The 21,982-nt window shown below is 24.8% G+C and carries 19 protein-coding genes and 3 tRNA genes; 6 read left to right on the top strand and 16 right to left on the bottom strand.

The annotated features are described in order from the left end of the window. The first annotated feature begins 66 nt into the window (after positions 1-66). Positions 67-624: a hypothetical protein gene (locus C7380_RS04285; protein ID WP_109604243.1), complete on the top strand. Its 558-nt coding sequence runs from the start codon at positions 67-69 to the stop codon at positions 622-624. 2 nt (positions 625-626) lie between these two features. Here the strand turns inward: C7380_RS04285 and C7380_RS04280 are convergent, their stop codons facing one another. The 4 genes from C7380_RS04280 to C7380_RS04265 all read right to left on the bottom strand — a co-directional run bounded on the left by C7380_RS04280 (position 627) and on the right by C7380_RS04265 (position 5,381). Then, positions 627-1,844 (bottom strand): MerR family transcriptional regulator, encoded by a 1,218-nt coding sequence (locus C7380_RS04280; RefSeq protein WP_109604242.1) that lies wholly within the window; start codon positions 1,842-1,844, stop codon positions 627-629. A 63-nt stretch (positions 1,845-1,907) separates the two neighbouring features. Continuing rightward, positions 1,908-3,128 carry a sigma-70 family RNA polymerase sigma factor gene (locus tag C7380_RS04275; RefSeq protein WP_240597490.1) on the bottom strand — a complete coding sequence of 407 codons (1,221 nt, stop codon included), beginning with the start codon at positions 3,126-3,128 and terminating at the stop codon, positions 1,908-1,910. 136 nt (positions 3,129-3,264) lie between these two features. Continuing rightward, positions 3,265-4,497, bottom strand: coding sequence for an aminopeptidase (locus C7380_RS04270; RefSeq protein ID WP_206050517.1), 1,233 nt, complete (start codon positions 4,495-4,497; stop codon positions 3,265-3,267). A gap of 14 nt (positions 4,498-4,511) precedes the next feature. Beyond that, on the bottom strand, positions 4,512-5,381 hold the full coding sequence (locus C7380_RS04265; protein ID WP_109604241.1) for a pyridoxamine kinase: 870 nt from the start codon (positions 5,379-5,381) through the stop codon (positions 4,512-4,514). Between the two features lie 131 nt (positions 5,382-5,512). Between C7380_RS04265 and nudC the strand changes: the two genes are divergently transcribed. Continuing rightward, positions 5,513-6,304 carry an NAD(+) diphosphatase gene (gene nudC, locus C7380_RS04260; RefSeq protein WP_109604240.1) on the top strand — a complete coding sequence of 264 codons (792 nt, stop codon included), beginning with the start codon at positions 5,513-5,515 and terminating at the stop codon, positions 6,302-6,304. 145 nt (positions 6,305-6,449) lie between these two features. Further along, entirely contained in the window at positions 6,450-8,357 is a 1,908-nt protein-coding gene (locus tag C7380_RS04255; protein ID WP_109604239.1) for a methyl-accepting chemotaxis protein, read from the top strand. Here the strand turns inward: C7380_RS04255 and C7380_RS04250 are convergent. After that, positions 8,354-9,226, bottom strand: a complete 873-nt coding sequence (locus tag C7380_RS04250; protein ID WP_109604238.1) for a VIT1/CCC1 transporter family protein — start codon at positions 9,224-9,226, stop codon at positions 8,354-8,356. The genes C7380_RS04255 and C7380_RS04250 overlap by 4 nt on opposite strands. A 140-nt stretch (positions 9,227-9,366) precedes the next feature. After that, positions 9,367-9,645 (bottom strand): hypothetical protein, encoded by a 279-nt coding sequence (locus C7380_RS04245; RefSeq protein ID WP_109604237.1) that lies wholly within the window; start codon positions 9,643-9,645, stop codon positions 9,367-9,369. A 199-nt stretch (positions 9,646-9,844) separates the two neighbouring features. Here C7380_RS04245 and C7380_RS04240 point away from each other — a divergent pair, with 199 nt between their 5' ends. Next, a complete protein-coding gene (locus C7380_RS04240) occupies positions 9,845-10,705 on the top strand; it encodes an ABC transporter ATP-binding protein (protein ID WP_109604236.1) in 861 nt (286 codons plus the stop codon). An 11-nt stretch (positions 10,706-10,716) separates the two neighbouring features. Beyond that, a complete protein-coding gene (locus C7380_RS04235; RefSeq protein WP_109604235.1) occupies positions 10,717-11,517 on the top strand; it encodes an ABC transporter permease subunit in 801 nt (266 codons plus the stop codon). 32 nt (positions 11,518-11,549) lie between these two features. Here C7380_RS04235 and C7380_RS04230 read toward each other — a convergent pair whose 3' ends face one another. Continuing rightward, positions 11,550-13,214, bottom strand: a complete 1,665-nt coding sequence (locus tag C7380_RS04230; protein ID WP_109604234.1) for a methyl-accepting chemotaxis protein — start codon at positions 13,212-13,214, stop codon at positions 11,550-11,552. A 231-nt stretch (positions 13,215-13,445) separates the two neighbouring features. On the opposite strand from C7380_RS04230, the gene C7380_RS04225 reads away from it, so the two are divergent. Further along, complete coding sequence (locus C7380_RS04225; protein WP_109604233.1) at positions 13,446-14,321, top strand: DegV family protein; 876 nt, start codon at positions 13,446-13,448, stop codon at positions 14,319-14,321. A gap of 23 nt (positions 14,322-14,344) precedes the next feature. Here the strand turns inward: C7380_RS04225 and C7380_RS04220 are convergent, their stop codons facing one another. From C7380_RS04220 to C7380_RS04180, 9 genes are all read right to left on the bottom strand, one after another. Further along, complete coding sequence (locus tag C7380_RS04220; protein WP_109604232.1) at positions 14,345-15,682, bottom strand: sensor histidine kinase; 1,338 nt, start codon at positions 15,680-15,682, stop codon at positions 14,345-14,347. Beyond that, a complete protein-coding gene (locus C7380_RS04215) occupies positions 15,679-16,347 on the bottom strand; it encodes a response regulator transcription factor (RefSeq protein ID WP_109604231.1) in 669 nt (222 codons plus the stop codon). Before C7380_RS04215 ends, C7380_RS04220 begins: the two co-directional genes overlap by 4 nt. A gap of 65 nt (positions 16,348-16,412) precedes the next feature. Further along, positions 16,413-17,000 carry a hypothetical protein gene (locus C7380_RS04210; protein ID WP_109604230.1) on the bottom strand — a complete coding sequence of 196 codons (588 nt, stop codon included), beginning with the start codon at positions 16,998-17,000 and terminating at the stop codon, positions 16,413-16,415. 132 nt (positions 17,001-17,132) lie between these two features. After that, positions 17,133-17,207 (bottom strand) — tRNA-Gly (locus C7380_RS04205). Between the two features lie 6 nt (positions 17,208-17,213). Continuing rightward, positions 17,214-17,298 (bottom strand) — tRNA-Leu (locus C7380_RS04200). 18 nt (positions 17,299-17,316) lie between these two features. Beyond that, positions 17,317-17,392, bottom strand: a tRNA-Lys gene (locus C7380_RS04195). A 149-nt stretch (positions 17,393-17,541) separates the two neighbouring features. Continuing rightward, positions 17,542-18,792, bottom strand: coding sequence for a hypothetical protein (locus tag C7380_RS04190; RefSeq protein WP_109604229.1), 1,251 nt, complete (start codon positions 18,790-18,792; stop codon positions 17,542-17,544). Positions 18,793-18,800: 8 nt separating this feature from the next. Beyond that, a complete protein-coding gene (locus tag C7380_RS04185) occupies positions 18,801-20,225 on the bottom strand; it encodes an Rne/Rng family ribonuclease (RefSeq protein ID WP_109604228.1) in 1,425 nt (474 codons plus the stop codon). A 94-nt stretch (positions 20,226-20,319) separates the two neighbouring features. Then, complete coding sequence (locus tag C7380_RS04180) at positions 20,320-21,915, bottom strand: HD-GYP domain-containing protein (RefSeq protein WP_206050515.1); 1,596 nt, start codon at positions 21,913-21,915, stop codon at positions 20,320-20,322. Positions 21,916-21,982: the final 67 nt, after the last annotated feature.

Raw genomic sequence — 21,982 nt, 5'->3', positions numbered from 1 at the left:
TTATTGTTAAATAGTCAATTTTTTCTTTAAAAATGATAAAATATCTTATAAACAGGGGGGATTAAAATGGAATTTATTTTAGTTTTTGTTTTAACATGTACAATAATTTTATTAATTTTTTCATTGTTATTTTTAATAAGAAAATTGAATAGAATATCTTTACCAATTTCAAAACCAACAGTATTTTTTAAAAAAGTTATGAATTATAGTAATTCTAATGAAGAATTTTATTTGATAAACTTTTCCGATATGGATATATATGAAATAACAATATTTTATATCGACGAAAATAGCATTAAATTTCACTTTTTAAATGAAATGCCTTCACTTCTAAAAGCCGAAAATTTTCAAAATATTTTAAAAAATAAAACTTTATTAACTATAGAAAAAACAGCTTTAAATTGGATAGAAGAAAAAACAAAAAATTATTTCAAAATAAATATTACAGATAATAAAGAAAATTTTTTATTTACTTTGAAAAAATATTATAAAGATATAAATTTCAAAAAAATTACTTTCAAAAAAAATTTTTTATACTGCATAATTAAAGATCCAAATGATAAAAGTTATATTTTATTCGCAAAATCAGATGATATATCTGGCAATACTATAAAATTTTTATAATATTATTTTTTAAATACAAAATTTTTAAAATATACTTCATCACCATCAACATGAACAGTTACATAGCTTGATGCTTTTTTCATACTTCCAATATCATATTGTTTGAATAAATTAAATTTAGACTTAAAGAAAAAATCTTTAAAATACTCTAATTTATAATAATTTGGATTTATTTTTTTACTTTTAAGAGTTTGAGCCCATTCATCATAAAAAAGACTGTGAATAATACAATAATGTTCATCTTTTAAAACCCTATTATATTCAGAAAAATTTGGTTCTTGTAAAAAAGATAAATAATTTATAGACCCTGTGATATCGAATATAATATCAAAAAAATTATCTCTAAATGGTAATGCATCAAAATCACCACACATAAATATTGGATTTAAAACAAGTTCACTTTTCTCTATTTTCTTTTTTACAAAACTTATAGCTGGATAACTTTTATTATATAAATAATAATTCACTTTCTTTTTTTTATTATCATCAAAATACTTAAGAAAGTTTATATCTCCATATTCAAATTCGAGTATTTCATTATAATCATCTTTTACATAGTTTATATTATATTCATATAATTTTTTAAAAAATGCTGAAAAATATGGAGTTATTTCTGAATTATATTTTTTCAATTTAGTATTTTCATCATATTTTTTAATTCTATCAACACCAAAATTATCAAAACCCGGAGCTTTTATTATCCCTTCGGATATTTCAACTTTATAACCACATTCACATTCTAAAAAACCATCAAAAATACTACTATCTATTATTTGAGACGTATTTATTTTTAATGTTTTTTTACAAGTTGGACAATAAAAATTATTAATAACATTCACTGGAACTCCATATTTAAATTTCTTCTTTTTTAAAGAACTCATCTGTTTTTTCTTTTCTTTTATAACTTTTAAGGCATTTTCTATCTTCTCTTTTTCTTCATTCAATTCTTTTTCTTTCTGAACAAGAAAATCATCTAAATAAATTTGATCATCACTTAATATCTCATTTATTCTATTAAAAGATATTAATTTTTTCATTTCAGATATTGTAAACTTTAATTTCTTGAGTTCTAATATTTCTTTAATCTGTATTTCAGATTTTTCATCAAAATAATATTGATTATGAATTTTTTTTGGTATCAAAAGTCCTTCAGATATATAATATCTTACAGTATCTGGCGTTAAATCATATTTTTTAGAAAACTCTCCTATTTTCATCATGTTAATCTTCCCCCTTGTCTATCATTAATTATATCAAAAAAGGAAGAGGATAACCTCTTCCTTTTAATATTTGAAATCTTCTAATAGACTTTTTATTACTTTACTTCTCTTTGGATGTCTGAGTTTTCTAAGTGATTTATTTTCTATTTGTCTTATCCTTTCTCTCGTTACATTAAAAAACGCACCAACTTCTTCTAATGTTTTTTGTTTACCATCAAGAAATCCATATCTCATTTTTAATACCATAGCTTCTCTCGGTTTGAGTTGATTTATAAGTTCTTCAATGGTATCTCTAATAATCATTTTTTCACCTATTTGTTCTGGAGTTGGAGCATTGTCTTTTATAAAATCTATCATTTCAGAATCTCCTTCTCCTTCCGAATCATTTGAAATAGGAGAATTCAAAGAAAATATACTTTTAGAATTATTCAATATTTCTTTAATTTTATCGGGTGTTTTTTTCATGATCTTAGCAATTTCTTCGACTTCGGGACTTCTTCCATTATTTTGAACAAAATCATTTATAACTTTGTTCATAGAATTTATTGTTTCAACTAAATGAACAGGAATTCTTATAGTTCTTCCATAATCAGCAATAGCTCTTGTAACTGCTTGTCTTATCCACCAATAAGCATAAGTAGAAAATTTGTATCCCTTAGTCCAGTCAAACTTTTCTACCGCCTTTATTAATCCCATATTTCCCTCTTGGATTAAATCTAAAAAACTCAATCCTCTACCAGAGTATCTTTTCGCTATACTTATTACAAGTCTCAAATTCGCTTTTATCAACTCTTCTCTTGCACGTTTATCATTCTTTTGAGCTCTTCTTGCAAGATTTCTTTCTCTCTGAGGACTTAACAATTTAACTCTGCTTATTTCTTTAAGGTATATTTTTATAGGGTCTGAAACACTAATATTATCATACATTTCTGAACCTATTTCAGCATAAACATTCTTAAATTCATCATCATCATATTCTTCTTCTACTCTTTCCACAACTTTTATATCATTTTTTTCAAGTTCATTATAAATATTTTCAATAAAAGAACTGTCTATTTCATTATTTGCTTCAACAGGTATAACTCTATCTATATCTTCATAATAAAGAATGTTACTGTTTTTAGATGCTTTAGAAAACAATTTTTTCATGACTTTATCAATATTAGGTGTTTTTTTCTTTTTATACCTTATAACTGCTTCTTGATTGTCTTTTTCTATACTTTCAATATCAAGATTTTTAATCTGTTCTATTAAATTTTTTTCTTTTAATGACTGTTTATCCAAACATATCACCTCACATAACCATTATACCACCATAATACTAAATCGTAATGTAAATCTGATTAAATTTAAATAAATTATTAAATTACTTGTAAATATTTTATGTTAGATATTTTTGGTTAGTGAGTTGATTTTAATACTAAAAAGCCCAATTTCCGTCAGAAAATATTTTTTCTTCATTTCCTTCTTTATCAACACCAATAATTTCAAGATCCGAAGAACCTACCATAAAATCCACATGAGTTAAACTGGTATTTCCACCTTTATTCCTAAATTCTTCTTCAGTCATATTTGACCCATTTTTCAAAGTATACCTATAAGCCTCTCCAAAAGCCAAATGACATGATGCATTTTCATCAAATAAAGTATTATAAAATAATAAATTCAAATTAGAAATTGGTGAATTATCTGGTACTAAAGCTACTTCTCCAATATATTTAGCATTTTCATCTGTTTCTAAAATACTTCTTAATATTTTTTCACCTTTTTCAGCTTTAAAATCAATAACCTTTCCATCTTTAAATTTTAATTCAAAATTTTCTATTATATTTCCAGAATATGAAAGTGGCATAGTTGATTTTATAATACCATCTATTCTATTTCTATCAGGCATTGTAAATATTTCTTCAGTTGGAAGATTTGGAACAAATTCAACTAAACTTTTAGTATTTTTTAGGCCCCCTCCAATCCAAATATGATCTTTAGGTAATCCTATTTCAAGATTTGCTGTTTTAGAATTGTATATTAATTTATCAAATTGTTTTTTATTTAAATAAGAAAGTTTATCATTCAAATTTTGCATATGGATTTTCCAAGCTGAAATAGGGTCTAAATTATCTACTCTTACTGTTTTAAATATATATTCCCATAATTTTTCAAGTCTTTTATTTTTTTCTATATTAGGAAAAACTTTGTCAGCCCATCTTTGAGATGCTGAGGCTACAACACACCAATTTATCGATCCGCTCATCAATATATTTCTATACTTTTTTAAAGCCTTGGAAGCTGTTATATTCCATTTAGAAAGTCTATCAGGATTTACATTTTTGAATAAATCTGGATCTTCAGAGATAATTGATAAAAATGCAGCTCCATCTTCCGCAAGCTTTTCCATTCCTTCTGCCTTCCAAGATGGATATTCTTTAAAAGCTTCATCTGGAGCTTTTAAAAATTTTATTAAAGTAGATTTTGAATCAGAGATATCCATATAAACATCTCTTGCACCAATATCATATGCTTTTTCTTGAATTACTCTTGCAAGTTCTATAGAATCAGTATCGGTTTTAATAACTAATTTCTGTCCTTTTTCAAGATTAATTCCAACTTTTAAAATTAAATCTGCATACTTCTCCATATTTTCTAATAAATTCAATTTAATCCCTCCATTTACATTAATTCATATGTACTTATTGTAACTGGTACTTTCAGACTATCCAAAACTTTTTCTAATAAAACACCTTCTCTTTTTGGATAATCATAACCATAACTCGCTCTTATAGCCGTAGTTATAAACTTTACTCCTCTGTCTATCGCTATTGGCAAAGAGTCTCCATTTAAAAGACTTCCCACTATAACAGATGTAAAAACATCTCCAGTACCTGGGTAAAAAGCTGGTATGTATTGACAGCTTACTTTCCAAAATTTATTATCTTTTTTATTATAAGCTAAAGTAGAAGTGTCTTTTTCATTTTTTTCAGGTACACTTGTAAGTATTATTATTTGAGGCCCCATTTCAGATAATCTTATCATCCAGTCTTTTAATATTTTTTCATCTGTAATCTTTTCATAATTCTCTCCCAATAAAAAACAAGCCTCGGTAAAATTTGGAGTTATAATATCGGCTTTTTTTATAAAATTTTTCATTTTCATAACCATTTCTTCAGTCATAGTGGCATAAAGTTCACCATTATCTGCCATAACAGGATCTATAACCACAAAATTATCATTTTTTTTAAAGTAATCTATAAAATCAGTAATAATATCGATCTGTTTAGGAGAACCTAAAAAACCTGTATATATACAGTCAAAATCTATATTAAGACTTTTCCAATGATTAATATATTCAGTCATAGAATCTGTAAGATCTACAAAACTATAATTTTCAAAACCTCCGGTATGTGTAGATAAAACTGCTGTAGGTATTGCACAGACTTGGGCTCCCATAGTTGAAATAATAGGAGTTATTGCCGAGAGTGAAGATCTTCCAAAACCCGATAAATCATGTACTGCAGCGACTCTTTTAACAATATTTCTCATCATATTACTCCTTTCTTTATTTATTTCTATATTAATTATATATTTTTATAAAATATTATTCAATTACTAAAAAAAATTAAATTTTGGTATAATTTTTAATGTATTTAAAAATTAAATTTTAGGGGGATTTTATGATAAATATAAATTGGGATCCTGATATTCCAGAAGATAATGATTTTTTAATAGTTTGTATTAGTAATAATGAGATTTTTATAAATACAAACAACTGTTTTTATATGACGCCTTTAGAGCTTCAAAATAAAAATATAGAATTAATAGATAGAAGTTATATAGGGAAATTAAATTCAAAAAAAATATTCGCAATTAATATAAAAGAACAAGAAAAAATTTTTTTTGAAAAAATAAATCTCAGAAATTTATTACCTTTTATAGAACAAGAAGATTTTATAATTTTATCAAGAGCTCTTGAAATAATAAACTGGAAAACTAAACATAAATTCTGTGGTAAATGTGGTGAAAGAATTACAGAAAATATTTCTGAAGGATTTTTGAGATGCAATAAATGTGGTTTTATAATATATCCAGAAATATCTCCCGCAATCATAGTTGGAATAACCAAAGATGATAAAATACTATTAGCTCACAATGATAAATTTAAAGAAAATATGTATTCTATTATAGCTGGTTTCGTAGAATGGGGAGAATCCCTTGAAGATACTGTAAAGAGGGAAGTAATGGAAGAAATTGGGATAACAATCAAAAATATTAAATATTTCAACTCTCAAACATGGCCTTTTCCTAATTCTTTGATGGTTGGTTTTACTGCTGAATATGATTCTGGTGAAATAATACCAGATGGAGTTGAAATAACTGATGCAAAATGGTTTGATAAAAATAATTTACCCGATATACCTAAAAAAGGCTCTATCGCAAGAAATATTATAGATACTATATGCAAATGAGAAGATTTATATCTTCTCATTTTCTTTATAAAATATTTTTAAAATAAAAAAAATTAATATTACTTAAAATTTCTTAATATAATTCAAACCATACTTCAATAATATTAAAATAGATTCATAAATTAATATTGTAGGGGTGTGGTCAATGAAAAAGATAAGCCATAAAATAATTTTAATGTTTTCTTCTACCTTAATAATAATCTTCATAATTTTATACTTGATAATATCTTCAAATTCATCAAATACAATAAAAAATTTAACTTCTGATTTTAGTTTTGAAATAATGAATGCATCTACAAATCAAATAAATACATTAATATATGGATTAAAAGATGAAATTCAAAGTTATTTAACAAATAATTGGCTCATCGAAGATGCCACTATAATGGGTACTTGGGATATGATAGAAAGAGAATTTGAAAATAGATTAATGCAAAAAGAAGATATATATGAAAATATATTTATATTTGATAAAAAAGGGGATGGATGGTCTTTAAAAGAAGGAGAAACCTCTTATTCAAATTCTCCTCATTTAAAAATAATAGAAGAAAATCAAGACTTTCATATAAGCAATATATATTTAAATGATTCTAAAAAAAAATTATTTGATATGATATTTATTTTAAAAGATATAAATCAAGAAAAAATCGGTATTTATGGTGTTACAATAAAATTTGAAAGAATTGAAAATATAGTTTCAAAAATTAATCTATCAGGAAAAGGGTCAGCATGGCTTGATAATATAAAAGATATTTCATATAAAAATATAATACTGAATGATAATTCAAAAATACAAAAAATAGATTCAAATGAAGATATAATAATGATAAAAAAGATTAAAGATTCCCCTTGGATTTTAGGTCTTACAATAAATAAAAATATTCTTTACAAAGATTTGGACAGATTAAACAATTCTTTAATTATGATTTTTTTTATATCTATAATAGTTTTTTTAATTATATCTATAATAATGGGAAAGTTAATTTCAACGCCCATAATAAAACTACAAAATAATATCAAAGAATTAAAAAATGGAAATTTGAATACTGAATTTAAAATAAATACTAAAGATGAAATTTCAAAAATATTTAATTCACTCGAATCAACTACTAAAGAATTAAAAAATTCCTTTTTAGATATAAATTCTAATTCAAAAGATATAAATAATATATCTCAAAATCTTTATAATATGTCAGAAAACTTAAAAATAAATTCAGAAAATTTAAAAAGAGGATCTAAAAATGTTAATGAAAGAGTGTTTTCATTTTCAAAAGATGTAGATATATTAAACAAAAATAAAAATTTTCTATCACAAAACTCTAAGAAATTGTCTAAATCATCTTCAAATCTTAAACAAGAACATTTATATTTTTTGGAATTATCAAATAAAGGTCAAAACAATCTACAAAATATAAGCCAAAATATAAATGGAATACATGATGAAGTACAAAAATCAACTCAAAATATAAACAAATTGATTGAAAATTCTCTAAAAATAGAAGAAATATTATATACCATTGAAAATATAACAGAACAAACTAATTTATTATCATTAAACGCTTCTATTGAAGCAGCTCGTGCTGGAGAATCCGGGAAGGGATTTGCCGTTGTTGCTGGAGAAATAAGGAAGCTTGCCGATCAAAGTAAACAAGCAACTCAACAAATATCAAATATATTGATGAAAACTCGTAAATTTAGTGAAATTTCAAAAAAAGGCACTCAAAAAACTAATATTTCATTGAATAATTCAAAAAAAATATTAGAAGATTCTTTAGAAATATTTAATTCTATATTTTTAAAAACTAAAAATTTAAATGAAGATATCATTGATTTAAATCAAATGGCAAATGAACAATACAATCAAACTAAAACTATAGATGATATTATAGTTTCATTGAATAAAGAACTTGAGATTATAAATAATTCAATATCAGATATAGAAAAAATATCTGATACAAATAACAAAAATTCATTGGACTTAAATTTAAAAGCTTCTGAATTAAAAAATATATCAAATAAATTAAATAAAAAAATAAATGTATTTAAATTTTAAATATCAATCCCAAAAATTATTCTAACTAAATACCCCACAAAAAAAGAAAAAGCTGAAACTCCCATACTTATAAAAAACATTTCTAAAAAACGTTTTTTAAAAGACATATCTTTTGCAACAGATATATAAAAATTAAATATTAAAATTATTAGAACCGCTATAAATAGGGTTATAGAAAGAGCTAAAAAATAATTTTTTAACAATAAATAAGGTAAAATCAAGAAAAAAACTGTTAAAATATAAGCTATTCCAGTATAAAAAGATGATTTTAAAGCATCTTCATCTCCATCTGATCTTTTAGATAAAAATTCTGAAGCAGCCATAGAAAAAGATGCCGCTATACCAGTTATAAGACCTGATATCGCTATTATATTGGTGTTTCTCAACGCAAAAGTTAAACCCGCAAGAGTTCCAGTTAGTTCTACTAAGGCATCATTCAATCCAAGGACTATTGAACCAACATAATTCAATTTATCTTCATGAATCAAATTTATTAATTCATTTTCATGTTTATCTTCATCTTTTATTATTGATATAGCTTCTGGAATTTTATCGACAATATCTTCATACGTAAGTTGAGCTTGTTCTTCACCTTTTTCCATAAGCTTTATACCAAAAATAAGTCCAAAAAGCCTTGAAATAAAATAATAAAAATAAACCATAAAATAATTTGGTTTTACATCTTTTTCGGTATATTTTTTCCAAAATTCATAATGTTTTTTTTCATCTTCAGCTATAGATTTAAGAACATATTTATTTTTTTCGTCTTTGATTTTATTTGCAATTTTGTTATATATTAAATATTCAGTTAATTCATATTTTTGGTATACAAGAATTTTCTTTTTTAAATCCTCAGAAATTTTTTCCATGGTATCATCTCCTTTTAATAATACACTATAATTTTACAACAATATTATGATTTAATCAAATTAAAAATCCAAGACCATACTTCAATATAATCGAGTATAGTCTTGGATCTTAAAAAATTATTATGTAATTAAATTATTATCTACAATATGTACTTTCTAATTTGAGTTATATGTGCATCTCCTTTAATAGGTTTATATATTTCGACCATAGCTGCTTCATTAGGAGAATTTGGATATGCAGCCTTTGCATTACAAAAATAACAATAGTTCATACCACTTACGACTTGAGTTGCAACTGCTATTGGTGTATATTTAACTCCAACAAAATGTTCCATAGATTGACTGAAAACACTCATTTCTTCATCAGAAATATCAGTTTTAAACTCACTCCAACCTCCAACTATCATCTTGTCTTCCATATAAAACCCTCCTTATATTATGCTCTTTAAAGAGCTTTTATACAAAGGTTTTTATAAATAAAAATTAATTCAACAAAATTATACCATAAAATGAGTTTATTTTTACAAATTATCAAAAAAATATTAAAATAATTCTCATTTTAAATTTTTATATTAAATTTAATGTATAATGAAAATATACAATTCAAGGAGGTATAAAATGATAGAAGTAAAAAATCTAAAAAAATATTATGGGAAAAATAGAGGTATAGAAAATATTGATTTTCAAATAAAAAAAGGTGAAGTTTATGGTCTTATAGGCCCTAATGGAGCTGGGAAAACAACTACTTTGAGAATATTAATAGGATTATTAAAACAAGATGAAGGGAATATTTTTTTTGATAAATATGAATTGCCAAGTGATAATAAAGAAATAAAACAAAAATTGGGGTATTTACCTGGTGAAGTCAATTTTTATGGTGAAATGAAAATATATGATTTTTTACAATTCAATAAAAACTTTTATATTAATTACGATGAAAAATATGAAAAATATTTATTAGAAACATTAAATATAGACACAAAAAAGAAATTTAAAGAATTATCTTTGGGAAATAAAAAAAAGATTGGAATTCTTCAAAGTGTTGTTCATAATCCAGATTTTTTAATATTAGATGAGCCCACAAATGGTTTAGATCCAATTTTGCAACAAAAACTTTATGAAATAATAGAATTACAAAGACAAAAAGGATCTACTATTCTTTTTTCATCTCATATATTATCAGAGGTTGAAAAAATTTGTGATCGTGTTGGTATAGTAAAAGAAGGGAATCTTATAAAAGAATTTGAAATAGATGAGCTAAAAGATTATTCCATAAAAGAAATTTATTTATCTAATTTGACTTTTATAAATGATTTAAATAAATATAATCATAAAAGAATTAAAGATAATGATTATTTATTTAAAATAAAAAATAAAAATCTGAAAATTTTTTTTGGAATACTTTCAAAATGTAGTTTTGATGATATAAAAATTGACAGACCAAAACTTGAAGATATTTTCATAGAATATTATAAATAAGAGGTGAAAAAATGTTTTTAATAAAAAAAGAATTAAAATATAATTTCAAGAATTTCTTTATTTGGGCAATGATATTTATTCTTTTTGGTTTTATGTATATACCAATAACAAATAAATTACTCGAAAATATGGGACCTTTAATGGATTTTGTGGATAAATTCCCAAAATTTTTACTACAAACATTTAATTTTAATAAAGAAATGTTTTCTAAAGCTGAAGGTATTTTTGGTTCTGAAGGAATGACTTTTACTTATTTTCTCGGAGCTTTTTTTGCAACCTTTTTATCTTCGAATTTATATGTAAAAGAATTCGATTCTAAAACAATAGAATTTTTAATTACAAAACCCGTTTCAAGAAAATTTATTTTTATACAAAAACTACTTTCTGGGATTTTCTATATAATAATCCTAAATTTAATTTTTACAGTAAATACATTATTATTATTCAATATTTTTATAAAAACAGAATATTCTGTAAAAATACTTCTTGGTTTTGGACTTTATTCACTTACAGTTCAATTGTTTTTTTATTCTTTATCAACACTCATAGGTATAATATCTCAAAAATCTTCAGTAAATACAGCTGTATCAACGATAATATTAATATTTATGTATTTTGGAAATACTCTTGGAGAGAGCTTTGAATCTATAAATTTTATAAGTTATATGAGTATATTCAAATATATTCCTTTAATAGAAACCGTTGAAAATAATAAAATATTTTTTTCAAATAGTATAATAATAATTTTTCTATCTTTTATAATAACTTTTATTTCATACAATGTTTTTAAAAGATCAGATTTCAAAATATAATAGCTTATCTAAAGATAAGCTATTATATTTTATTATATTTTATATTGATTAACAAAGTTCATCAAAGATTCAGCCATAAGTTTTAATTTTTCAGAATTATCTGTTAGATTACTTACATTGTTGGCTTGAGAAACAATCGCATTTGTTGTATTTTCTATCTCAGAACATATGTTTTCAACAGAAACAGATATCTCATTCATGGTTGAGCTTATTTCTTCTGTAGAAGCTGATTGTTCTTCACTTGAAACGGTTAAATTTTCTACCATATCAGTTATAGATTTAACTCTTTCATCTATATTGTTGAACTTATCTTCTATAACTCTGGCATTTTTATCTATATCCGAAATGAGATCTTTTGTTTTAGTAGAGGAATTCTTTACTTCTTTGGTACCTATTTGAACTTTATCTAAAATAACCGCTATCTCTTCAGTAGCTTTTTTACTCTCTTCAGCAAGTTTTCTTATTTCATCTGCAACTACAGCAAATCCTTTTCCTGCTTCTCCTGCACGTGCAGCTTCGATTGCAGCATTTAAAGCTAAAAGATTTGTTTGTTCTGTTATTGAATTTATACTTATGAGAATAGAATTAACATCATTAACATATTCTCCCAATTGATTAGAAGTCTTTTCGTTTATTAAAGATTGTTCAACAGTTTTTTCAATTGTATTCACAGTTAGACTTATACTATTCTTTCCCTCTAAAGCATTATCAGATGTTTCTTGAGAAATTTCTAAAAGTCTTTGAGCAGACTTTGAAATACTTTCAGAATTATGTGCTATTTCCTCAACTCCAGAATTTATTTGATTAACAGAGTTCGATGTTTGCATACTGCTTTCATTTATATTACTCAATGTAGTACTTATTTGTATTATAGATGCATTTGATTCTTGTGAAATACCAAGTAAAGAGGTTGAAGCATTATTAATTTCATTAGAATTTTCTTTTATTTCTTCTATAGAATTTCTTAAATTATCTGTCATCGCCTTTAAAGCACCAGCCATTTTACCAATTTCATCTTTAGTTTTCTGTTTGAATTTTATTGAAAGGTCCCCATCACCAAATAAAACAATTTGTTCTGATAAATATAGAAGAGGTAAAGTTATATTTTTTCTAGCATAAAAATAAAATATAACACTACTTATTATTACTAAAATCAAAATTATTATCAATGCCATGTTTCTATCAAATTTCATTATTTTATCAGAATCATCATTTCTTGCTCCAACAAAAAATATTCCTATAGCTCTATTATTTTTATCTCTAAGTAATTTATAAGTTCCTCTATAACTAATTTCATTAATTTTAATATTTACATCATAATTTCCATTTTTCAAAACCTCTTGATATATATCATCTTCGAGAAATTGATTTTCTACATTCTCTATACTGGTTAAAATTCTTTTATTTTCTGCAAAAAAAGAATAATAAAATTTATCGCTCTTTAAACTGTTTATAAATTCCTGATTTTTATTTATCTTTACATCACCTTTATAAATAACATCATTTTTAATAACCCAATCCCCTGGATATTTACTTTCTATAACATTCTCACTCATTTCCAATATTCCCTCAATGAGATCATCTTTTACTGTATTTGAAGAATATTGCAAAGAATACAGCAATAATCCAGTAAATATTATTCCCATAAATACCATGATTGTAATAAATAATAATAAAAGTTTTTGACCAATTTGCATAAAATTCCCTCCAAGTATCCCACTAAAAATAAAATTTATATCACAAAAATATTATATCATAATAATTAAGACTAAGTAAGCCTAAATTAAATTAATGTTTATTTTAATTATCATTATTATAAAATTAACTTTTTCATTCAAAAATAAACTTTAGTATATAAATTGAACATTTTTATTCAGAAATAAAATGTTATAATAGAGTAAAAAGATATTTTAAAGGGGGAGGTTTTTATGAAAAATAGTATAGGTCAAATATGTGATTCTGCAAGTAATCTTCCTGATAATCTAGTGAAAGAGTTTGGGATATTGAAAATACCGTTTTATATAACTTTTGATGATGTTAATTTTTATAGACATAACATTGATATATCTGATGAAGAATTCTTTAAAAGAATGGAAAAAAATCCTAAGAAAATACCAAAAACAGCTGCTCCAAATATAAATGATTGGTATGAAAGATATGAAAAATCTTATAAAAATGGCAATAAAGATATCATAGTAACAACAATATCTCCACAACTTTCTGGAAGTTTTCAAAATGCCAATATAGCAAAAAAACAATTTTTAGAAAAATATAAAGATTCAAATATAGAAGTAATAAATTCTAAAAGCTGTACTTGTGGTCAGGCTGCACTGGAAATATCAATAGCAAAAATGATAAAAAATAATTTCAAGTATGAAACAGTAGTAAAAAAAGCAAAAGAAACACTCAACACCATGAACACCTTATTTTCTGTTAAAACCCTTAAATATATGAAAGAAGGTGGACGAATAGGCGGCGCTACTGCATTTTTAGGAAAAATAATAAATATAAAACCAATAGCAGAATTTGTCGAAGGAGAAGTAAAAGCGGTAAAGGCAGTTAGAGGTAGAAAAAACAGTTTAAATACGATGACAAAAATTGCTCTATTAAGAATTAAAGAGCCTAAGAACCTTATAATATGTACAAGAGAAGCTTTATGTAAAAATGATGAAAATTACATAATAGAACTTTTGAAAGAATCTTTTGATGATATAAAAATATACTCTGGCACTCTTGGAGCTGTTATAGGAGCCCACTCTGGTCCTGGATCAATAGGAATAGGTTTTGTAGAATGTGCAATATAAAATGAGCAGTTCATATGAACTGCTCATTTTTTTATTTTTATATCGTATTTCACACCATTATATGAATTATATATACTTATCGTTCCACCATAAAGTTTAACTATTCTATATACAAGGGACAGACCGAGTCCAAACTTACCTTTATTTCCCTTATAAAAAGCATCAAAAAGAAAAGTCTCATTTTCTTCTTTTATTTTTTCTCCATCATTTTCTACAATAATAAATATATTATCTTTATCTTCATCTATAAGTGTTTTAATGAAAGTTTTTGTATATCTTATTTGATTTTCATATATATTTTCAAATAAAACTATTATTTGCTCTTCATTAGTTAAAAAATTTATATCTTTAGCTTCAAAAATCCATTTTATATTTTCATTCATATTTTCAAATCTTTTAGAAACTTCAAAAGCTATTTTTGAAATATTATAAATACTTTTTTCTTTTTGGTTTTTACTTATAAAATCAAGTTTAGAATAATAGATAAGATCTCTAACTCTTTTTTCCATAATATCCATTTCTTCATCTATAACATTAAGAGTGTTTTGAAGATTTCCTTTTGGAAATATACCATCTCTTATAGACTGTGTATAACTTCTTATTACCATTAAAGGTGTTTTTAATTCATGCGAAATATACTGTAAAGACTTTTGTTGAGAATCATCATTTTCTATCAATCTTTTTCTCAAAAGTTCTATAGAATTTGCTAAATCTCCTATTTCATCATTTCTTTTAACTTTTACTTCTTCTTCCCACTGTCTTTTAGAGATTTTTGAAACTGTCTTTTCAAGTTTTAAAATAGGTACAGTTAAATATCTTGATAAAATATAAGAAATAAAAAAAACTATAATAGAAGATATCAAAGCCCCTATCAAAAGTCTTCTAAAAAGGGAAAATTCAAGTTCTTTTTTATATGTATCAGGAGTAAAAGATATGAGATAACCTTCTTTTATTCTTGAAATTTTATAATAAATTTTATTGTTTTCATTGTTCAAATACCCAAAGTTCGAATAATTATCTTTTTGAATCTTATCCCAAATTTTATAAAAAAATTTATTATATTCTAAATTTCTATTACCCATCATTTTATAAGAACTTATATTACCATAATTATCTATTATAACATGTTGAACATTTCTTATGTTTTGAAAGCCTCTGATTTGATTTCCCATCATCATATCATGCATATTTATATCATTGTTTATAACATAATTTTGAGCATCCTCAAGAGCTTTATAAACTTCTTCAGTAAAAAAATTCCTTATAGAATTTATATTCATAAAAGCCATAAGAATATATATTAATATTATTATTAATGTAAAACTTATCCAAATTTTTAAACCTAGTCTATTTTTTATCATGATTTAGATACTCTATATCCATATCCATATATTGATTCTATATTCAAATTAATAACTTTTTTTCTGAGCCGTCTTATTAAATCATCAACTACTCTATCTGAGCCAAAATAATCTTTTCCCCATATCTCATCTAATAATTTTTCACGTGAAAAAGCATTTCCAGCATTTTTAGATAAATAATAAACCATATCAAATTCTTTAGAAGTTAATTCTATTTCTACTCCGGAATCTATTATAATTCTTTTTAATGGATCTATTTTTATATTTCCAAGATCTATAATTTTATCTACTAAGCTATGTCCATAAACTCTATTTAAAAGATTTTTTGCTCTTATAATAAGTTCTCTCGGCATAAAAGGTTTTGAAAGATAATCATCAGATCCCATATCAAGGCCAACAACTCTATCTATTTGAGTGTCTCTCGCTGATATAAAAATAACGGGAGTAGTATTATCAAAATTTTTTATTTTTTTTATAAACTCAAATCCATCAGTATCCGGTAACATTATATCGAGTATCCACAAATCTGGTTTATCTTCTATATATTTTTCAGCATCAAATCCTTTTAAAAAACTTTTAACTTCCCAACCTTCTTTTTCAAGATAACTTTTTAGTATAGTATTTAAATTTTCTTCATCTTCAAGAAGATAAATTTTATAGTTCATACTATCACCTCAAAAAGCTCAGAATTTTAAATTCTGAGCATTGATTAATTTACTTCTATTATATATTATTTATTCTCATTTAAAAAATCTTGCATATCTTTTATTCTTTCTTTTTGTTCATTAATCATTTCATTCAAAATATTTTTTATTTGTTCATCATCATCATTATCTAAAGCAATATTTAAATCTTCCATATGTTGATATCCTCTATAATTATCATTATAATCTCTAAATCTTAAACCTCTCATCTCTTCCATCAATGAAATCTTTTGTTCTTTTAAATCTTTGTATTCATCTAATCTTTCTGGTAAATATTTCTCTACGAGTAAATCACTATAAGAGTTATTCTTCATATGCGAATAATTATTAAAATTTCTATCATCACTTCTATATCCCATATTATTTTTCATATCATATCTTCTATCATCACTTCTATATCCCATATTATTTCTCATATCATACCTTCTATCATCATTCATCATATTTCTGCCATATGAATTATCATAATAATCATGACATGATCTACTTCCATAACTAAATGTTTTATCAAAATCACCATAATTCCTTGAATCGCCTTTATATCCCATATAACCTGCAAATGCAAATAAACTTATTAATCCAATAACAGCACCAACTAATAAAATCTTCTTCATAAAATCCGCCTCCTTTTATTTTCATTTATATTATAAAAAAAAAGATTGGCAGAAAAATGTTCTAATTATGTGAAATTATGTGAAATAAAAAATAAAATAAAAAAACGAAAGCAATTATGCTTTCGTTTATTTTGGAGCGGAAAACGGGATTTGAACCCGCGACCCCTTGCTTGGCAAGCAAGTGCTCTACCGCTGAGCTATTTCCGCATGCTTTGGTGCGAAAGGTGGGACTTGAACCCACACGGATCACTCCACTGGATTCTAAGTCCAGCGCGTCTGCCAATTCCGCCACTCTCGCCCTTTAGATATAAAAAAATGGTGACCCGCCTGGGACTCGAACCCAGGGCCCTTTGATTAAAAGTCAAATGCTCTACCATCTGAGCTAGCGGGTCACTGCATAGTGGTTAACTTCATTACTTGAAGCTTGTTTCTTTTGTTTCGCTCGTTTCATTCGCTAACCGATATTTATTATAACCTAAGAATTAAAATCTGTCAAGTTACAAGTTGTAACGAGTACCTTAATTATTTTTTCTTTTTCGTTTCATTTCTCATATCCAGGCAATCTATAATTAGAGTCAGTCTTTAAAATCAGCGGATAAACAGTGTTTCCAGCACTTTGATATCCAACAGCTATTATAGAATGATCTTCTGCAATATCAAAAGAATATATTCTATCTTCATTTTCTGTGCCAAATATTTTTTGTTCTATAAGATTTCCATTTAAATTCATTATTTTTATAAATCCATCATAGTCTGGCCATTTTTCAACTGAAAATCCAGCCGTATAAATTCTTTCTCCTATTTTCTTCATCTCTAATATTCTTGATAAATTTTGAACGGCTTTCGTCTCAAAAAATTCTGGTTTTACCTGACCATCTCTTTCTATATCAGAAACAGTTTTTAACAAAAATGGTTTCCATGTACTTTGATTTTCTGGAACTATGTATCCAGACACATATAATTTGTTATTCTCGTCTATAATAGCAGATGTGGTAAATTCATCATAAATAGAGTTCCCATACTCACCATCGAACTTTAAAACACCTTCTCGGCTATATTTTAATATCAATATATCATTTTGTTTTTTAGGATTAGAATTTGTAACTCCAACAGCAACAATATAATTAGGATTTACATATATATCTTTTATTTCTTCGGCATCTTCTCTACCATATTCCGAATCCCAAATTTTATTACCTATAGAATTCAACTCTGCAATATAAGCTTGTCTATTATCATCTTTTTTAGAATATCCTCCAACGATAAATCCATCAAGTGTGGAATTCACTACATAAAATCTACCATCTTTTTGAAATATATTAGACCAAGTCTTTCCTCCATTTGAATCTATACTCAAAATATAAGGTTTTTGACCTTTTTCACCTACAAATATATAACTTCCATTTTTATAAGCAAAATCATAAAATCTAACATATCCACTTTCTATTAAAAACTTTTTTTGAATATTTCCTTCAATATCAAATTCATATAACAAATTATTATTATCTCCATACCCCAATACAGCATATTTCTCATTGTTTATATTTTTTACTTTATTAAAAACAATTCCTTTGTCCTGAATTGTTTTAAAATAATAACTATTAGAAACATTTTTTATTATATCTGGGTTTTGTATATAGTCGACAAAATTTTGTCTTTCATAAGCCGTTTTAGAGGTTATATTTTCATGAGATCTATAATTCTTAGAATTAAAAACATTAAAAACACTTATAAATAGCATAATTGCTATAAAAACTAAAATAATAATAATAATACCTTTAATAAATTTCATCTTATCACCTATTTTTTATATCTTATATTGTATGTATTTGGATCTGTCCAATTAAATTCAAATTTAATCTTTGTACCAGTCTTTTCTTCAAGTTTTGCTTTTATTTCTGGAGTGACATATCCAGACAAATTATGATGAATACTGACTAAAACTTGTTTTATATCATGTTCTGATAGTTCTTTTAAAGAATCTTCAACTTCTTGAATCATCCTATTATAAACTACAGATGGGGCTGAAACTCTTCCTGTACCATGACAAACTGGACAAGGAGTATATATTAAAGAATCTATTGAAGGACTTGTTCTTTTCCTTGTCAACTCAAGTAGTCCAAGTTCTGTAAATCCAACTATAGTAACTCTAGCCTTATCTTTTCTTAATTCATAGGATATTAATTCTATTATAGCTTGTTTATGTTTTTCATTGTACATATCTATAAAATCAACTATTATGATACCTGCTATATTTCTTAACCTCAATTGTCTCATTATTTCTCGAGCTGCTTCCATATTTGTAGAAAAAGAAGTTTCTTCGATATTTTCACCTTTTATATTTCCCGCTGAATCTATGTCTATAACAGTCATAGCTTCAGTTTTATCTATTGTTATGGTTCCACCACTTTTTAAATCTATTTTTCTGGCAAATATATCATTTATTTGTAAATATATATCATAATAATTAAATGAATCTTTTGTTTTTAATTCCAATACTGGAGAAAAATCTATTTTATCTATTTTTCTCCTTATTTTAAGATATAATTCTTTAGAATCCATAACTATTCTTGAAACAGCTGAATCTAATCTTTCTCTGAGAACATAATCAACAAAATCTTCTTCAGAATAAAGAAGTCCCGGTTTATTTGAATCTTTATAATCTAATAAAATCTTATGCATTATTCTTCTTAACTTAAGTACCTCTTCGTTTATGGTTTCCCTATCAATTCCTTGACAATTAGTTCTAAAAATCAAACCTTCAGTTTCATACATTATATCTTCAGCTATCTCTCTTATTCTATCCCTCTCACTTTGTTCTGTTATTTTTCTCGATATACCAATACTTCCCTCACCATAAGGCATATAAACAGTGTAATTACCTGGTATATTTATTTGCATGGAAAGTTGGGGACCTTTTCTTGAATTACCATCCTTTCTAACTTGTACTATAACATTGTCACCACGTTTGTATTCATTGGGTAATCCTACAAGATCTTTAAATCTTAAAAAACCATTTTTTTTCATGCCTATATTTACAAAAAAAGCTTCAAGGCCTGTAACTTCATTTTCTATTCTTCCTATAAATATTTTCCCAGAATTTTTATCCGCTTCTATATCTTCAAAGAAGATCTCAGAAAGTATATTATTTTCTAACAAAGCGACCCTTATCTCTTCTCCTGTATCATTAAAAACCATTACTTTATCTCTTTTATAATCATCCATAATATCACCTATTGCCTTATTTAAAATAATCATCTTATATAATTATTCTATCATACTCAAGATACTTTTAAAAATAGAATTAAAAAAGAAGACATTAAATGTCTTCTTTATATGATTCATATATTTCATTAAATTTTTCATGATTTTCTTTAAAAATTTTCATTATTTTAGGATCAAAATCATCTGGCGATGTTTTCCAATCTCCATTTACAATTATATCATAAGCTTTTTCATGCGAAAAAGAAGGTTTATAACTTCTTGGAGATCTTAAAGAATCATAAACATCTGCCAAAGATATAATTCTTGCTTCTAAAGGTATTTCTTCTCCAGATTTATTAAAAGGATAACCTTTGCCATTATACTTTTCATGATGGTACAAAGCTATATTTTTTGCAAATTCAAACTCTTCATCATCACCAAGAATTTCAGCTGCATAAAGAGTATGTTTCTTCATTTCTTCAAACTCTTCTTTTGTCAATCTTCCTTCTTTATTCAAAATTTTTTTATCTATCAGGAGTTTCCCTATATCATGTAAAGGGGCAAAATAATGAATTTTATCGGTAAAAGAAGTATTCATATTCAATTGTTGACTTATAAAAACAGAGTATTCTGCAACTCTTTCAATATGTTTACCAGTTATATCATCATATTTTTCAGCTATTTTAGACAATTTTTTAGAAAAATTAATATACGTATCTTCAAGTTTATTATATGTCTTTTCAAGTTCTCTATAAAGACTTTCAAGTTCATCATTTGAAGATGTTATCTCTTCATAAGATGCACTTAAATTTTCAAGTAATTCTATAAATTCTTTTAAGGTTATTTCCTCTACTTCTTTTAATTCTTTCAATCCTTCGAATTTAAATTCTTTATTCTTAATATTATCAAGAATACCATCGAATTTCACTTCAGGTATTATTGAAATACTTTGATTATCAAAATTTCTTAATTCTTTTAAAAGAAGTTCTATACTACTTATTATTTGAGAAAACTCTGTCTCAAAATCCCCAAGAAGTTTCAAAGATCTATATTTAGTTCTTATATTCCAAAATAATAATCCAAAAGATAATATTGTATAAAAAATAATTATATATGACTCTAAAGAAATATCTATAGATGTTACAAAAAACAAATTATTTATTTTTTTTATTTCATTAAAATAAAATTTAAATTTCTGAAAATTTAAGTTATTTCTCCCAATTTTAACTTCATGATCCATATTATTTCCAATAATAATATCATTATTTTCATTCAAAATGTAAAAAAAATGACTATTTTCAAAAATAAGATTATCCTTGTTCAATTCTGCTACAACTGTTTTATCAGTATAATTGAAATACAAAAATAATTTATCTTCATGTAAAAATAAAGAATCTTCTTTATTCAGAGTTTCAAAAATACTTCTATTAAAAACAAAATTTTTATTTTCTTCTCCATCATTTAAAATATAAATATCATTAAAAATATCTGGAAGTTGTCCAATATCATTTTTAAATAAATAATCAAAATTACTTTTATAAACATCAATAACATAATCAAATGAATTAATATTATTTTTAGAAATATTTCTAACCTTGCTACCAGTAAAAAATATCAATATAAACCATAACAATATTATAGTAACAACAAGAAAGATATTCTGTAATGTCATATTTCTTGCTGTTTTATTAAAAATATTTTTAAATCTCATAATTTTAACTCCCGCTTAATTGTTAATCTTATATGTAATAATTATAACATAAATTCAACAATAAAAT

This window comes from Oceanotoga teriensis (assembly GCF_003148465.1).
In the GTDB taxonomy this organism is placed as follows: Bacteria; Thermotogota; Thermotogae; order Petrotogales; family Petrotogaceae; genus Oceanotoga; species Oceanotoga teriensis.
This window is presented reverse-complemented; position numbering and strand designations above follow the sequence as displayed.

Coding starts and splice junctions, on each gene's coding strand:
- C7380_RS04280 (WP_109604242.1), bottom strand. CDS start 1,844: ATGATGAAAATAGGAGAGTTTTCTAAAAAATATGATTTAACGCCAGAT.
- C7380_RS04285 (WP_109604243.1), top strand. CDS start 67: ATGGAATTTATTTTAGTTTTTGTTTTAACATGTACAATAATTTTATTA.
- C7380_RS04255 (WP_109604239.1), top strand. CDS start 6,450: ATGAAAAAGATAAGCCATAAAATAATTTTAATGTTTTCTTCTACCTTA.
- C7380_RS04250 (WP_109604238.1), bottom strand. CDS start 9,226: ATGGAAAAAATTTCTGAGGATTTAAAAAAGAAAATTCTTGTATACCAA.
- C7380_RS04240 (WP_109604236.1), top strand. CDS start 9,845: ATGATAGAAGTAAAAAATCTAAAAAAATATTATGGGAAAAATAGAGGT.
- C7380_RS04215 (WP_109604231.1), bottom strand. CDS start 16,347: ATGAACTATAAAATTTATCTTCTTGAAGATGAAGAAAATTTAAATACT.
- C7380_RS04245 (WP_109604237.1), bottom strand. CDS start 9,645: ATGGAAGACAAGATGATAGTTGGAGGTTGGAGTGAGTTTAAAACTGAT.
- C7380_RS04265 (WP_109604241.1), bottom strand. CDS start 5,381: ATGAGAAATATTGTTAAAAGAGTCGCTGCAGTACATGATTTATCGGGT.
- nudC (WP_109604240.1), top strand. CDS start 5,513: ATGATAAATATAAATTGGGATCCTGATATTCCAGAAGATAATGATTTT.
- C7380_RS04235 (WP_109604235.1), top strand. CDS start 10,717: ATGTTTTTAATAAAAAAAGAATTAAAATATAATTTCAAGAATTTCTTT.
- C7380_RS04180 (WP_206050515.1), bottom strand. CDS start 21,915: ATGAGATTTAAAAATATTTTTAATAAAACAGCAAGAAATATGACATTA.
- C7380_RS04220 (WP_109604232.1), bottom strand. CDS start 15,682: ATGATAAAAAATAGACTAGGTTTAAAAATTTGGATAAGTTTTACATTA.
- C7380_RS04225 (WP_109604233.1), top strand. CDS start 13,446: ATGAAAAATAGTATAGGTCAAATATGTGATTCTGCAAGTAATCTTCCT.
- C7380_RS04230 (WP_109604234.1), bottom strand. CDS start 13,214: ATGCAAATTGGTCAAAAACTTTTATTATTATTTATTACAATCATGGTA.
- C7380_RS04210 (WP_109604230.1), bottom strand. CDS start 17,000: ATGAAGAAGATTTTATTAGTTGGTGCTGTTATTGGATTAATAAGTTTA.
- C7380_RS04185 (WP_109604228.1), bottom strand. CDS start 20,225: ATGGATGATTATAAAAGAGATAAAGTAATGGTTTTTAATGATACAGGA.
- C7380_RS04190 (WP_109604229.1), bottom strand. CDS start 18,792: ATGAAATTTATTAAAGGTATTATTATTATTATTTTAGTTTTTATAGCA.